General features: G+C 68.1%; 13 protein-coding genes. 7 read left to right on the forward strand and 6 right to left on the reverse strand.

All coding sequences use genetic code 11. The features are described 5' to 3' along the window. Positions 1–71: 71 nt before the first annotated feature. The gene (locus OMP39_RS04650) at positions 72–1874 is read right to left on the reverse strand and encodes an ABC transporter ATP-binding protein (protein WP_264893626.1); all 1803 of its coding nucleotides are present in this window, start codon (positions 1872–1874) and stop codon (positions 72–74) included. Between the two features lie 124 nt (positions 1875–1998). Here OMP39_RS04650 and OMP39_RS04655 point away from each other — a divergent pair, with 124 nt between their 5' ends. The 6 genes from OMP39_RS04655 to OMP39_RS04680 all read left to right on the forward strand — a co-directional run bounded on the left by OMP39_RS04655 (position 1999) and on the right by OMP39_RS04680 (position 8506). Continuing rightward, entirely contained in the window at positions 1999–3312 is a 1314-nt protein-coding gene (locus tag OMP39_RS04655; RefSeq protein ID WP_264893627.1) for a replication-associated recombination protein A, read from the forward strand. A gap of 247 nt (positions 3313–3559) precedes the next feature. Next, a complete protein-coding gene (locus OMP39_RS04660) occupies positions 3560–4489 on the forward strand; it encodes a branched-chain amino acid ABC transporter permease (protein WP_264893628.1) in 930 nt (309 codons plus the stop codon). Positions 4490–4509: 20 nt separating this feature from the next. Then, positions 4510–5598, forward strand: coding sequence for an ABC transporter permease subunit (locus tag OMP39_RS04665; RefSeq protein ID WP_264893629.1), 1089 nt, complete (start codon positions 4510–4512; stop codon positions 5596–5598). Positions 5599–5613: 15 nt separating this feature from the next. Then, positions 5614–6396, forward strand: coding sequence for an ABC transporter ATP-binding protein (locus tag OMP39_RS04670; protein WP_264893630.1), 783 nt, complete (start codon positions 5614–5616; stop codon positions 6394–6396). A 26-nt stretch (positions 6397–6422) separates the two neighbouring features. Then, entirely contained in the window at positions 6423–7136 is a 714-nt protein-coding gene (locus OMP39_RS04675) for an ABC transporter ATP-binding protein (protein ID WP_264893631.1), read from the forward strand. Positions 7137–7306: 170 nt separating this feature from the next. Next, positions 7307–8506 (forward strand): ABC transporter substrate-binding protein, encoded by a 1200-nt coding sequence (locus OMP39_RS04680; RefSeq protein WP_264893632.1) that lies wholly within the window; start codon positions 7307–7309, stop codon positions 8504–8506. Positions 8507–8632: 126 nt separating this feature from the next. Here OMP39_RS04680 and OMP39_RS04685 read toward each other — a convergent pair whose 3' ends face one another. Beyond that, a complete protein-coding gene (locus OMP39_RS04685; protein WP_264893633.1) occupies positions 8633–9610 on the reverse strand; it encodes a Bug family tripartite tricarboxylate transporter substrate binding protein in 978 nt (325 codons plus the stop codon). A gap of 60 nt (positions 9611–9670) precedes the next feature. Continuing rightward, the gene (locus OMP39_RS04690) at positions 9671–10702 is read right to left on the reverse strand and encodes a CDP-6-deoxy-delta-3,4-glucoseen reductase (RefSeq protein WP_264893634.1); all 1032 of its coding nucleotides are present in this window, start codon (positions 10700–10702) and stop codon (positions 9671–9673) included. A 198-nt stretch (positions 10703–10900) separates the two neighbouring features. Between OMP39_RS04690 and OMP39_RS04695 the strand changes: the two genes are divergently transcribed. Next, positions 10901–11827: an NAD-dependent epimerase/dehydratase family protein gene (locus OMP39_RS04695; protein WP_264893635.1), complete on the forward strand. Its 927-nt coding sequence runs from the start codon at positions 10901–10903 to the stop codon at positions 11825–11827. A 306-nt stretch (positions 11828–12133) separates the two neighbouring features. On the opposite strand, the gene OMP39_RS04700 is transcribed toward OMP39_RS04695, so the two are convergent. The 3 genes from OMP39_RS04700 to OMP39_RS04710 all read right to left on the reverse strand — a co-directional run bounded on the left by OMP39_RS04700 (position 12134) and on the right by OMP39_RS04710 (position 14723). Beyond that, positions 12134–13420, reverse strand: a complete 1287-nt coding sequence (locus tag OMP39_RS04700) for an ATP-binding protein (protein WP_264893636.1) — start codon at positions 13418–13420, stop codon at positions 12134–12136. A gap of 170 nt (positions 13421–13590) precedes the next feature. Beyond that, complete coding sequence (locus OMP39_RS04705) at positions 13591–13830, reverse strand: AlbA family DNA-binding domain-containing protein (RefSeq protein WP_264893637.1); 240 nt, start codon at positions 13828–13830, stop codon at positions 13591–13593. Positions 13831–14114: 284 nt separating this feature from the next. Next, positions 14115–14723 (reverse strand): rhomboid family intramembrane serine protease, encoded by a 609-nt coding sequence (locus tag OMP39_RS04710; protein ID WP_264893638.1) that lies wholly within the window; start codon positions 14721–14723, stop codon positions 14115–14117. Positions 14724–14747: the final 24 nt, after the last annotated feature.

Genomic DNA, 14747 nt, shown 5'->3' on the forward strand with positions numbered 1-14747 from the left:
GTTCGCCGGCACACACCCGCTACCGCAGGCTGGCGTGGTGCGGACCCGCCTGGAACGCACGCCCCTGGGCGTCACGCCGCGAGGGTGCCGTCCGTCGGTCCCTCGTCGTCCAGGTCCGGGCCGTGCAACATCTGGGCGAACACCGGTTGCCGTTCGGCCAGTTCGTCGGGGGTGCCGACGTCCACCACCCGGCCCCCGGCCATCAGCACCACCTTGTCGAAGTGGGCCAGCAGCCCCATGCGGTGCACGCTCGCGACGACGGCCGCATCGGGGAAGGCCTGTGACAGGCGTTCGTGCACCTGCCGCTCGGTCACCGGGTCGAGCGCGCTGGTGGGCTCGTCCAACAGCAACAGCGAGCTGCCCCGCGCGGCCAGGACGCCACGTGCCAACGCCAGGCGCTGCCGCTGTCCGCCGGAGAGATTGAAGCCGCGCTCCGAGATGGGGGTGTCGAGGCCCAGCGGCATGTGTTCGAGCACGGCGTCGAAGGCACTGACGTGCACGGCCTCGTGGAGGGCCTGGGGCGCCACGGGCTCGCCGAACGTGAGGTTCTCACGCACAGTGGCCTCGAAGACCTCCGCCTCCTGGGGAATGAGCGTCGCCACGCCGCCCAGGTGCTTGAGGCCGAGCGGGGCGACGCCGTCCACCTCGTAGTGCCCCTGCTGCGCGTCGTACAAGCCGGCCAGCACCCGCAACAGCGTGCTCTTGCCCGCGCCGCTCGGCCCGACCAGCGCGATGCGCTCGCCGCGCCCGATGCTGAAGCTCACCTGCTGCAACCCGCCGCGGCGCGCGTCCTCGCCCGCGTGCTGGTAGCTCACGCCGGCCAGCACGATGCGCTGCCATTGCGGGTCGATCGGAGGGCCGGCGTCGGCGCGTTCGGGGGCCTGCCAGATCGGCTCCGCGCTCGCATAGTCGGTCTTGATGCGAGCGAAGTTCTGATAGTTGGCAGCGATCGAGCCGACCACGCCGCCGGCTTGCTGGGCGTACTGGTAAATCATGAACAAGCTGCCGATCAGCAAGGCGCCCCCCGCACTCGTCGTGCGCCAGGCGAAGAAGACCACCAGCCCCCAGGTCAGCGCGAGCGTGAGCAGGTCCACCGCGCACCACTTCCACTCGGTGAGCACGATCATCCGCTTGAGCGGCACGAACACCTGCTGGAGCCGGCCGTCGAGCAGGCGCCGCGACGCCTGCTGCAGCCGCAGGCTCATCAGCGTCGAGACGTTCCCGACGAAATCGAGCAGGCCCGCGGCGTAGCGGCGGCCGGCGTCGTTCTCCTGGGTGGCCAGCCGCATCAGCGAGCGGTCGAAGCGCACGATCACGAACGCGATGACCAGGTAGCCCACCATGGCCGCCGCCCCGGTGCTGCCGGACAGCAGGGTCAAAGCGATCACCGGCCCCAGCAGGTTGACGGCGTTTTGCAGGTAGATGAACTGGTTCTGCGCGAAGTCGAACAGCGCTTGGCTGGCCTGGCCCACCCGGTGCTGCACCTCGCCCGAATGATGCCTGTCGTGCCACGCGAGCGGCGCGCGCATCAGCTTGCCGTACAGGGCATCCGACACGCTGCGCCGCACGCGCACGCCCACCGAGCGTTCGAGCACCCGCCCCGGGCCGTGAAGCGCCCACGCCGCGACATACACACCGATGATCGCCGCGATCCACCATGCGGCTTTCAGGGCGTCTTCGGCCTGCGGTCCGCCGGCCTGCAGGCTGTTGATCGCCTGGGCCGTGAACCACGGCACGCTCAGCTTGAGCAGTTGAGAGACGACGAGCAGCAGCATCGCGCCGGCCCAGCGAAGGCGCACGCCCTGGGCATGGCGCCACACTTCGCGGTACAACGCCGCGACGCCGGCAGGAGGGGTGAGGGGGGTCGAGCTCATGCGCAGGGAGAATCGGACCTGCGCACTGTAGGGACGGCGGTGTTGCCGGGACAGTCGAGCCGCGCTGGAGCGCACGTAGGAATTCGCCTGACAGGTAACATCGTACTCCAGGACTTCCATCACGATGGGCGATCTCTTCGACGACCCCCGGCCCCCCTCGGCGCCTCTGGCCGAGCGCCTGCGGCCACGCACGGTGGACGAGGTGATCGGACAAGCGCACCTGCTCGGCCCCGGCATGCCCCTGCGCGCCGCTTTCGAGTCGGGTGAGCCGCATTCCATGATCCTCTGGGGGCCGCCGGGGGTGGGCAAGACGACGCTCGCCCGGCTGATGGCCGATGCCTTCGAGGCGCAGTTCATCCAGATCTCGGCCGTCCTCGGCGGCGTCAAAGACATCCGGGAGGCCGTCGAGCAGGCTCAGATGGCGCGCGCCCAGGGCCGGCGCACCATCGTCTTCGTCGACGAAGTGCACCGCTTCAACAAGGCACAGCAGGACGCCTTCCTGCCGCACGTCGAATCGGGTCTCTTCACCTTCATCGGCGCGACCACCGAGAACCCGTCGTTCGAGGTCAATTCCGCCTTGCTGTCACGAGCGACGGTTCACGTGCTCAAGGCCCTGGGCGAAGACGACCTGGCCGAACTGCTCGAGCGCGCCCGCGTGCTGCTGGAGGCCCCCCCGCTCGACGAGGGGGCGCGCCGCCGGCTGATCGCCTATGCCGACGGCGACGCGCGCCGGTTGCTCAACACGTACGAGAACCTCGTGCGCATGGCGCGGCGCGCGCAGGCGCCCGTGCTCGACGAGCCGCTGCTCGAACGCTCGCTGGGCGAGCAGCTGCGCCGTTACGACAAGGGGGGCGAGCAGTTCTACGACACGATCTCGGCGCTGCACAAGGCGGTGCGAGGCTCCGACCCGGATGCCGCGCTGTACTGGTTCGTGCGCATGCTCGACGGCGGCGTCGATCCGCGCTATGTCTCGCGCCGACTGATCCGCATGGCCACGGAGGACATCGGGCTCGCCGACCCCCGGGCGCTGCGCCTTGCCCTCGACGCCGCCGAGACCTACGAGCGCCTCGGCTCGCCCGAGGGCGAACTCGCCCTGGCCGAAGCGGTCGTCTATCTGGCCGTCGCGCCGAAGTCCAACGCGGTGTACCAGGCCTACAACGAGGCGCGGGCCTTCGTGAAGAAGGACGGCACGCGCCCGGTGCCGCTGCACCTGCGCAATGCGCCCACCAAGCTCATGAAGGACCTCGACTACGGCCGCGACTACCGCTACGCGCACGACGAGGAAGACGCCTTCGCCGCCGGGGAGCGGTACTTCCCTGAGGGCATGGAGCCACAGCCGCGCTTCTACCACCCCGCGCCCCGGGGGCTCGAAATCCGGATCGGAGAAAAACTCGAAGAGTTGCGTGTAAGAAACGAACAATCGCGCAAAAAACGCTAGTTTTTCGGATGCCTTGTGGGATCTTCGGGTTAAGAAGGGAAAACCCCGAAGATTTCACCACCAGCGGCTTCGCTACAATCCGCGCCACTTTGACGCCGGCCTCCGCAGGGATGGGTACATCCCTCGTGGCCGGCGTGCTTTTAGCAACTAGAGTCGCTGACGCCCCCAACGCGGTCGACCCGCACCGAAGCGGTGCGGCCTGGCTCTTGCTGTGGCGCCGCACTCAACGTTCGTCGGAGACCGCCTGATGGAAATCTTCCTCCAACAGATCATCAATGGTCTGGTGCTCGGGAGCATGTATGCGCTCGTGGCACTGGGCTACACGATGGTCTACGGCATCATCAGCCTGATCAACTTCGCCCACGGCGAGGTGCTGATGGTGGGGGCCATGACCAGCTGGACCGTCGTCACCTTCCTGCAGGAAGTGTCGCCGGGCATGCCGGGCTGGCTGATGATGCTGATCTCGCTCGTCGCCGCCATCGTCGTGTGCGCCGCGCTGAACTACTCGATCGAGAAGATCGCGTATCGACCGCTGCGCAGCGCGCCGCGCCTGGCGCCGCTGATCACCGCGATCGGCATGTCCATCCTGCTCCAGACGCTGGCGATGATCATCTGGAAGCCCAATCCCAAGCCCTATCCGCTGCTGCTGCCCACCGAGGTCATTCCGATCGGCGGCGCGGTCATCACGGTCACGCAGCTGCTGATCCTGGTGAGCACCGCGGTGATCCTGCTGGGCCTGCTGTGGCTGGTGAACAAGACCAAGCTCGGGCGCGCGATGCGCGCCACCGCCGAGAACCCCCGCGTTGCCAGCCTGATGGGCGTGCGCCCCGACATGGTGATCTCCGCCACCTTCGTCATCGGCGCCGCGCTCGCCGCCGTGGCCGGCATCATGTGGGCCGCCAATTACGGCACCGTCCAGCACACCATGGGCTTCCTGCCCGGCCTCAAGGCCTTCACCGCCGCGGTGTTCGGCGGCATCGGCAACCTCACCGGCGCGATGGTGGGCGGCGTGCTGCTCGGCCTGATCGAAGCCATCGGCTCCGGCTACCTCGGCGCGCTGACCGGCGGCGTGCTCGGCAGCCACTACGCCGACATCTTCGCCTTCATCGTCCTGATCCTGGTCCTGACCTTGCGTCCGTCCGGCTTGCTGGGTGAACGCGTGGCCGACCGCGCCTGACGCCGCAGGGAGACACTTCCATGTCGCAGAAAAACAAGCTGCTGCTGTTCGTGCTGATCGGCGTCGTGCTGGCCGTGCTGCCGCACGTGGCGCTGTACTTCGGCCAAGGCTGGGTGCGCATCATCGACCTGGCCCTGCTGTACGTGATGCTGGCCCTGGGCCTGAACATCGTGGTGGGCTACGCCGGCCTGCTGGACTTGGGCTACGTCGCGTTCTACGCGGTGGGCGCCTACATGTTCGCGCTGCTGGCCTCGCCGCACCTGTGGGACAACTTCCAGTGGATCGCGCAGACCTTCCCCAACGGCCTGCACACGCCCATCTGGGTCGTGGTGCCCCTGGCCGCCGGCCTGGCTGCGATCGCCGGCGTGCTGCTCGGCACCCCGGTGCTGCGCCTGCGCGGCGACTACCTGGCCATCGTGACGCTGGGCTTCGGCGAGATCATCCGCGTCTTCATGAACAACATGGAGCACCCGGTCAACATCACCAACGGCCCGCGCGGAATCAGCGGCATCGACTCGATGCGCATCTTCGGCTTCAACTTCGGCGAGGCGTTGACCATCGGCGACTACCGCATTCCGCCGGTGGTGCTGTACTACTACCTGTTCCTGGCGTTGGTGCTGTTCAGCATCGTGATCTGCCACCGCCTGGAGAACTCGCGCATCGGCCGCGCCTGGATGGCGATCCGCGAGGACGACACCGCGGCCAAGGCCATGGGCATCAACGTGCGCAACATGAAGCTGCTCGCCTTCGCGATGGGCGCGACCTTCGGCGGTGTGGCCGGCTCCATGTTCGCGGCGTTCCAGGGCTTCATCTCGCCCGAGTCCTTCAGCCTGATGGAGTCCATCATGATCGTCGCGATGGTCGTGCTGGGCGGCCTGGGCCACCTGCCCGGCGTGGTGCTCGGGGCGCTGCTGCTCGCTGCTTTGCCGGAGGTGCTGCGCTACGTCGCAGGCCCCCTGCAGGCGGCCACCGACGGCCGCCTGGATGCCGCCATCTTGCGTCAGCTGCTGATCGCGCTGGCCATGATCATCGTGATGCTGCTGCGTCCGCGCGGCCTGTGGCCGGCGCCGGAGCATGGCAAGGCTGCGCCGCAGCCGGCCGCCAAGTGAGGGAGACGCATCGACATGAGCACCAGTGACATCATCCTGAAAGTCAGCGGCGTCTCCAAGCGCTTCGGCGGCCTGCAGGCGCTCTCCGACGTCGGCATCGAGATCCGCCGCGGCCAGGTCTACGGCCTGATCGGCCCCAACGGCGCCGGCAAGACGACCTTCTTCAACGTCATCACCGGTTTGTACACGCCCGACTCCGGCAGCTTCGAGCTGGACGGCAAGCCCTACAAGCCGCAGGCCGTGCACGAGGTCGCCAAGGCCGGCATCGCGCGCACGTTCCAGAACATCCGGCTCTTCGCCGACATGACGGCCATCGAGAACGTGATGGTGGGGCGCCACACCCGCACGCAGTCGGGCCTGATGGGTGCGATCTTCCGCACCAAGAAGTTCGTCGAGGAGGAGCGCCAGATCCGCGACCGCGCCCAACAACTGCTCGACTACGTGGGCATCGGCAAGTACGCCGACTACAAGGCCCGCACGCTCAGCTACGGGGACCAGCGCCGCCTGGAGATCGCGCGGGCACTGGCCACCGACCCCAAGCTGATCGCGCTCGACGAGCCGGCCGCGGGCATGAACGCCACCGAAAAGGTGGTGCTGCGCGAGCTGATCGACCGCATCCGCAACGACGGCCGCACGATCTTGCTGATCGAGCACGACGTCAAGCTCGTGATGGGCCTGTGCGACCGCGTCACGGTGCTCGACTACGGCAAGCAGATCGCCGAGGGCACGCCCGCCGACGTGCAGCGCAACGAGAAGGTCATCGAGGCCTACCTGGGCGCGGGCCACAAGCCCCATTGAGGTCAGGCAGCGGAGCAACGACGCAAATGAGCCAAACCATTCTGAAGATCGCCGGCCTGCGCGTGGCCTACGGGGGCATCCAGGCCGTCAAGGGCGTGTCGCTCGAAGTCAAGCAGGGCGAGCTGGTGAGCCTCATCGGCGCCAACGGCGCCGGCAAGACGACCACGCTGAAGGCCATCACCGCCACGCAACCCGTGGCCGACGGCACCGTCGAATACATGGGCGAGTCCACCCGCGGCAAGGGCGCGTGGGAGCTGGTGCAGCGCGGCCTGGTCATGGTGCCGGAAGGGCGGGGCACCTTCACGCGCATGACCATCACCGAGAACCTCCTGATGGGCGCCTACACGCGCAACGACAAGGAGATCGAGGCCGACATCGAGCGCGTGTTCTCGCTCTTCCCGCGTCTGAAGGAGCGGCGCAACCAGCTCGCCGGCACCATGTCGGGCGGCGAACAGCAGATGCTCGCCATGGGCCGCGCGCTGATGGCCCGCCCCAAGCTGCTGCTGCTCGACGAGCCGTCGATGGGTCTGTCGCCCATCATGGTCGACAAGATCTTCGAGGTCGTGAACGACATCCACAAGCAGGGCGTGACCATCCTGCTGGTGGAGCAGAACGCCAGCCGCGCGCTGCAACTGGCCAACCGCGGCTATGTGATGGATTCGGGCGAGATCACGATGACGGGCCCGGCCGACCAGCTGCTCAACGATCCCAAGGTGCGCGCCGCCTACCTCGGCGAGTGACACCCGGCCGCGCCGCACCCAGGCCGGTGCGACGTTCGATCTGAAGAACGCGACCAGTGCAACCGCCCGGTCGCGTTCTTTTTTCGCATTTCAAAGGGTTGTCCCCGATCCCTGGCGTCGCGCGCATTTGTCACAGTCGCGCAGCCTAGAAACATCCGGAGCAACCTTCCATGAAGAGCAGGAGCTTGTGGGTCGCCGCTGCGCTGCTGATGGGCGTGGCGGGCGTGTGGGCGCAGCCCGCCAAGCCGGTGCGCATCGGATTCATCTGCCCCTTCACGGGCGGTTCGGCCGACTTCGGCAACAGCGCCCGGCTCGGGGCGGAGTTGGCGGTCAAGGAGATCAACGAGGTCGGGGGCTACTTGGGCCGCCCGATCGAGCTCGTCGCACGCGACGACAAGGCCACCCCCGACGAAGGGCGCCGCATCTCCGAAGAACTCGTCCTCAAGGAGAAGGTCGACTTCACGATCGGCTTTTGCAACACCGGCGTGGCACTCAAGTCGCTGGACCTCTTCCAGGACAACAAGCACCTGTTGATGGTGCCGGTGGCCACCGGCTCCGCGGTGACGGCGAAGTACCCGCCGGACAAGAGCTACATCTTCCGCATGTCGCCGCGCGACACGCTGCAGGCGGGCTTCCTGGTCGACGAGATCGTCAAGCGCGGCTACAGCCGGGTGGCGATCTTCGCCGACAACACCGGCTACGGCGAGGGCGGCTACAAGGACGTCGAGCGCTTCCTGGCCGAGAAGAACCTCAAGCCGGTGTATGTGGCGCGCTTCGACATCGGCGTCAAGGACCTGACGGCGCAGGTGGAGGCCGCGAAGGCCGCGCGGGCCGACGTCATCGTCGGCTACACCGTCGGGCCGGAACTGGCGGTGCTGGCCACTGCCCGCGCCGAGGCCCAGTTCACCGGGCCGCTCTACGGGCCTTGGCCCCTGTCCTTCCGCACGGTGGCCGAGCGTGCAGGTGCGGCAGCCGAAGGCGCGATGATGGTGCAGTCCATCATCGCCGACACATCCAACGAGCGTCGCATGTCCTTCATCGCGCGCCTCAAGCGCCACGCGGGCTCGCAACCCATCGGCTCGCTCATGGCCGCGGCTCAAACGTACGATGCCGTCCACCTGATGCTGCGCGTGCTCTTCCAGACCAAGGGCAACACCACCGGGGACGCGCTCAAACAAGCCCTCGAGAACCTGGAACGGCCCTATGCCGGCGTGGTCACCACGCACGAGAAGCCGTTCTCGGCGAGCGACCACGACGCGTTCTCGCGCAACATGATCTGGTTGGGTGTGTGGCGCCGCGGCGAGGTGCAGTTCTACTACCCCGAAGACGCCAAGCGCTCGGCCTTCATCCGCCGCAAGTCGGCCACCTGACCCGAGGCGCCGCGCGGGCCCGCGCCCACGCCAAGCCGCACGGCCCGCGCCCGCCCAGGGGCGCGGCCCGAGGCTTCGGGCCGGGCGCGCCAGGCCGAGAGGCGCCCGGCGCCCAGCACCAGGCGGTCAGTCGATCTTCGCGCCCGAGGCCTTGACGACCTTCTCGTATTTCGCCAGCTCGGCCCGGACGAAATCGGCGAACCGGGCCGGGGTGGTGGGGGCCGGCTCTGCCATGAACGCCGAGAAGCGCTGCCGCACGTCGGGGCTTTGCAGCGCCGTGACGAACAGCTGGTTGAGCCGCTGCACCGTCTCGGCCGGCGTGCCGGCCGGGGCGAAGAGGCCGAACCAGGTGTCCACCGCGAAGCCGGAGAGCCCGGACTCGGCGATCGTCGGAAGCTCGGGCATGGCGCTCGCACGCTCCGACGTGGTGACGGCCAGCGCCTTGAGCTTGCCCGCTCGGATGTTGGCTGCGGCCGTCGCGAGGTTGTCGAAGTTCAGATCCACCTGGCCCGACAGCAAACCGAGCTGGGCCGGCGCGCCGCCCGCGTACGGGATGTGCACCATGCTCACCTTGGCCTGGGTCTTGAACATCTCGCCGGCCAGGTGCCCGGCGCTGCCGTTGCCGCCCGAGCCGTAGTTGAGGCGCCCCGGATTCTTGCGCGCGTAGGCGACCAGGTCTTGCACCGTACGGATGCGCAACCGCTCGGCCGTCTCGACGTTCATCACCAGCACGTTGGGCACGCGTGCCACGAGGGTGATCGGGGCGAAGTCCCGGATGGGATCGTAGGGGATGCGCGCGTAGAGCCAGGGGTTGATCGCGTGCGTGGCCACCGCCCCCACGAGGAGCGTCTGCCCGTCCGGCTGCGATTTGGCCACGTAGTCCGCGCCGAGGTTGCCGCCCGCCCCGGCGCGGTTCTCGACGATCACGGTGCCCAGCGCGTCCTTCACCTTCTCGGCCAGCACGCGCGTCATCGCGTCCAGCGGCCCGCCGGCCGGGTAGGGCACCACGATCTTCGTCGGGCGCGCTTGCGCCAGCCCCGGAAAGGGCGCCAGCCCCGCCGCGGCGACGAGGGCCGCCTGCCGCATCCATTCGCGTCGATCCATCGCCTTCTTCCTTCGTGGGCGCCGGCCCTCGCGCTCGAGGCGCGGCGCTGTGGTCCAGACTCAGTGCTTGTCGGCTTCCGAGGTGAAGGAGTCGGCGTAGAACTCCTCCGGCGGCAGCTGGCACTTGGCGACGAAGTCCCGCTGTGCCGACTCCACCATCACCGGGGCGCCGCAGGCATACACCTGGTAGCCCGAGAGGTCGGGCAGGTCTTCCATCACGGCCTGGTGCACGAAGCCGGTGCGGCCGCTCCAGCGGTCGTCGGGCTTGGGCTCGGAGAGCACCGGCACGTAGCGCAGGTTCGGCAGGCGTTGGGCGGCCTGCTCGGCCCACTCGTGCAGGTACAGGTCGGCCCGGCTGCGGCAGCCCCAGTAGAGCACGGCGGGGCGCCGGATGCCCTTGTGCTCCATGTGCTCGATGATGGCCTTGATCGGCGCGAAGCCGGTGCCCGAGGCGAGCAGCACGATCGGCTTGTCGCTGTCCTCGCGCAGGAAGAAGCTGCCGAACGGCCCCTCCAGACGCAGGATCTCCTTTTCCTTCATCGTGCCGAACACGTGGTCGGTGAACTTGCCGCCCGGCATGTGGCGGATGTGCAGTTCGATCCCCGGTTGCTGCTCCTGCGTGTGGGGCGCGTTGGCCATCGAGTAGCTGCGGCGCGAGCCGTCGCGCAGGATGAATTCGACGTACTGCCCGGCGTGGTACTGCAGCCGGTCGTTGGCGGGCAGTTGCAGCCGCAGCACGGCGACGTCCGGCGCCGGCTTGTCGATGCTCGTCACGCGACACGGCATCTTCTTGACCGGGAACATGCCCGCGCCCACGACCTCGCGCGATTCGATCACCAAATCGGTTTGCGGCGTGGCGCAGCACGTCAGCACGAAGCCCGCCTCCTCCTCGGCCGGCGACAGCGCCTTGAGCTGGTGGGCCCCGTGGATCACGCGGCCCTCCAGCAGCCGGCTCTTGCACGAGCCGCAAGCGCCGTCTTTGCAGCCATAAGGCAGGCCCACGCCTTGGCGGATGGCGGCGGCCAGCACGGTCTCATCGCGCTGCACGTCGAAGTTGTGGCCGCTGGGCTGCACGGTCACGGTGAAGGTCATGGCGTGATACTCCTCGCGCGTCTGGGCGTCTTTGCGTCTTGCGGTGTGGCGGCGCCGACCGTGCTGCACCGGCGGCTCTTACACTGGCGGTCTTTGCGGCGTGGCGCTCGGGGTCGATCCTTTCGGTCCGATCCGGCCGGCCGCTCCTCATCCTGCAAAACCCAGCATTTTGCCGGGTTTGTATCACCCTTGTTTCTGATGCGCAGTGCTTCGTCTTGCCTCTTGCGTCGATCGCGGCTGCTCATCGTCGGCTGCGGCGATGTCGGCCAGCGCGTGGCCAGGCTGTTGGGCCGGCGGCTGCACGCCGGGCGGCTGCGCGTCTACGCACTCACCTCGCAGGTCGCGCGCCGCGAGGCGTTGCGCGCCTTGGGGCTCGTGCCGCTGCTCGGCGATCTGGACGAAGGTGCGAGCTTGCATCGACTGGCCGGCCTCGCGGGGCGCGTGCTCCACCTCGCGCCGCCCTCCGGCGAGGGCGAGGTGGACCGGCGCACGCAGCACCTGCTGCAGTCCCTGAGCCGCCGCGGGCTGCCGAGAGCGCTGGTGTACGCCAGCACCACCGGCGTCTATGGCGACGCGCGGGGCGCGCGTTTCGACGAGACGCGCCCGCCCTCTCCGCGCAGCGCCCGGGCCCGACGCCGGGTGGACGCCGAGCAGCGCGTGCGATGGTTCGGCCGCGCCTTCGGCGTGAGTTGCACCGTCCTGCGCGTGCCCGGCATCTACGCCGCTGACCGCGCCGGCGGGCACCCCCGCGAGCGGCTCCTGCGCGGCACGCCGGTGCTGCAGGCCGAGGACGACGTCTACACCAACCACATCCACGCGGACGACCTCGCCCGCGCGTGCCTGAGGGCGCTCTTCCTGGGCCGGCCCCAGCGCGTGCTCCACGCCTGCGACGACACCGAGCTGAAGATGGGCGACTACTTCGACCTGGCGGCCGACCTCTGCGGCCTGCCACGCCCGCCCCGCATCTCGCGCGCCGAGGCCGGCGAGCGACTGCCCCCCACGCTGCTGTCCTTCATGAGCGAGTCGCGCCGGCTGGACAACTCCCGGCTCAAGCGCGAGCTGCGGCTGCGGCTGCGGTATCCGACGGTGAGGGAGGGGTTGATGTCCTGCCCTGGCAGCTCGTAATAGGCCCAGGGCATGTCGATCTCAACCCATGGCTCCAGATAGAAAGCCGTGTCGACTAGGAAGAAGGGCGCTGCCGAATAGTGGACGCCTCTATAAGCACCCTTTCGCCCGATGACCACGTTCGGGTGGGAGCACAGAGCTTCATCTTGCCAGCCAGTTGGGTCAACGGCGGCATCGGCTCGGCGGCCTCTGCCTGCCGCCGCCTCGTGCCCGAGTGATGCACGCATCGCCCAGACAGATGCGCGCGTGCATTTCTATGGACGGCGCTCATAAATATGAGCGGCTCTCCAAAGCTTATGAGCGCGCTCAATTCTTTTGTCCGCGCGCATACCAGGCGCCTTTGCGCGCACCATGGCGCACCAGGCGGCCGTCGTCCACGAGTTTCGACAACAAGCGCGTCGCTTGGTAGGGGCCGATCCGGCACAACTCCGCGGCCTCCCGGCGCGTGATCCGCCCGTGCTTTTCCACGTATTGCAGCACCATCTGCTCCTGCTGTAACGGCTCGAACCCGCGCTGCCGGACGTAGCCCGCCTTGTCGCCCAGCAGGCGATACACGGCGGCGGCCAAGTGCCAGGTGCGGCCCTTCTTCTGCCCGCGCTCTTCGACGAGGCCCGCTTCCACCAGGGTGTGCAACGTGGCGCGGGTTTCCGCTTCTGGCTTCTGCAGCAGGTGTGCGGCATCGCCGGTCGTGAGGCTGCGCTCCTGCCACAAGGCGTTGAGGATCAGCAGCTCGTCCAAGCCCAGGACGCGCCCACTTTGGCCTTCCGTGACGAGCAGACGCACGAAATCGAGATTCGCCTCGCCACCAGGGATGACGATGTTGACCGCCGTCGCATCACTGCGCGCGTAAGACGGCGCCGGGCGGCCGTTGCGCAACTGCTCGTAGAAGATGGTATCGATGCCGCGCGCGGTGCGTTCGACGATGCCGGCGCGCTTGAAGGCATCGGCGAGCAACGGGTTCCTCGGGCGAGGCGCGGTGACGAGCAGGTTGTCGAGGCGCACGCCTTCCGGGAAGCCGCCGGGGTTGCTGATCTCGATCCGGTTCGGGTGCCACTGGAAATGCACCGCCCCCAGTCGCAGATAGTCGCGGTGAATGAGGGCGTTAGCCACCGCCTCGCGCAGGGCACGCTCGGGGTAATCCGGCACCCCGACGCGCAGCAGGCCCACCATCAGCTCCTGCTCGCGGTTGCGGGCGCGTATGCGCGCCTCGATCTCCTCCATGATCCTCAGCAGCGGCCAGCGGAAGAAGTCGTTGACTTCCACGTCGAGCCCGCGCAGCACCTGAAAGGCAGCCTCGTGGGCGGGCGCAAAGCGGCGCAGCGCGTCTTCCTTGCCGAAGAGCAGCAGGGCCGCCAGGCGCACGCCGCGCACGCTGCCGTTGGCCTCGACCACGCCGAGTGCTTTGGCCAGTTCGAGATCCGGCAGATCGAGCAGCCTTTCGTCGCTGCGGCCGCGTCGCTCCCGTACGCTGCGGCGGAAGCGCTCGAACTCCAACGGATCGAGGTCCTGCCAGCGGGCGTCGGCGACGATCTGCGCCGAGGGATCCAGGAGACCGCGGCCTGCTTGCAAGGACTGCACGGCATAGGCATCCATCGGCACGCAAGCGGGTTTGCCGTCGCCGCCTATCGTGCGGCGCAAGAATACGCCGTCTGCGGTGGCCACCGGGTGCTGTTGTGCTGGTATCTCGATCACAAGGACGCAATGGCCACCGAGCTCGACCGATTCGGCCCGCACGGCCACCGACGGGCGGGTCTGGTTGGCGATCAGGGCCGCCAGCTTGTTTCGGTCGGTGGTGTCGCCGTGCCGCGGGCGGCCCCCGTGACGCGGCCGTCGTCTTCGACGCCGATCAAGAGATATCCCGGTTCATGTCCGTTGCGATTGGCCAGGCACACGACGGCCTTCACGAGGTCGCGATCATTGAGAGGTGTGCGTTCCTCACCCTTGAACTCGGCCGCCAGGGTTTCGCCCACGGCGATCATCCGCAAGAGTTCATCGGAGGTCATCTCACTCTCCACGCCGAGGTCACGCGAAGACTGCCGTGTTCAACGCAGCATTGATCAAGGCGACGCTTGGGGGCCATGTTCAACGCAGCGTTCAAAAGCCCAGCGCCCGCAGGTGGGCCTCGATGGCCGCATCGGCGCAGCTTGTCGGGGGCCTTGAACAGCTCGGCTTCGAAGCCGAGGTTGGCACCTTGGCGGCCCGCGCCGTGTCATTCCTTGCCATGCAGGGTCTTAAGGGGTGGTTCTCATCCAATCGTCGCTGCTTTTTTCGCACGTCATAGCAGGGGTCAAAACCGCCGTCCGCCTCGCCCGCCGAAAGGCGGTTGCCCGCGCCAGTAGCGGATCATCAGGAAGCCGCCCAGCATTCCGCCCAGGTGAGCGAAGTGGGCGATGCCCGAGGCGGTGCCCGTCACGCCGAAGAAGAGCTCCAAGCCGCCGTAGATGGCGACGAAGACCTTGGCCTTCATCGGGATGGGCGGAAAGAGCGGCATGATCGTGCGATTCGGGAACAGGATCCCGTAGGCCAGCAGCAGCCCGAACAGGCCGCCCGAGGCGCCGACGGTGGGCACGTTCGAGCCGGTGAGCGACGTGACGATCAGTTGTGCGGCGGCGGCGGTGAGGATGCTGGCGGCATAGAACTGCGCGAAGCGCTTCTCGCCCCACAGCCGCTCCAGCTCGCTGCCGAACATCCACAGGCCCAGCATGTTGAAGAACAGGTGCCCGAGGCTGCCGTGCAGGAACGCGTAGGTGACGATTTGCCAGGGCATGAACAGCCCCGAGTGGACCGGCCACAGCGCCAGCAAGCCCATGAGCCACGGCCCGAGGATGAGGTCGATGCAGAACGCAGCGACGTTGATGAGCAGGAGCGCTTTGGTGATCGGGGGCAGGGGCGGCATCGTCTCTCGCGGCATCAAGGGGCC

This window comes from Schlegelella aquatica (assembly GCF_026013905.1).
Lineage (GTDB): Bacteria > Pseudomonadota > Gammaproteobacteria > Burkholderiales > Burkholderiaceae_C > Caldimonas > Caldimonas aquatica.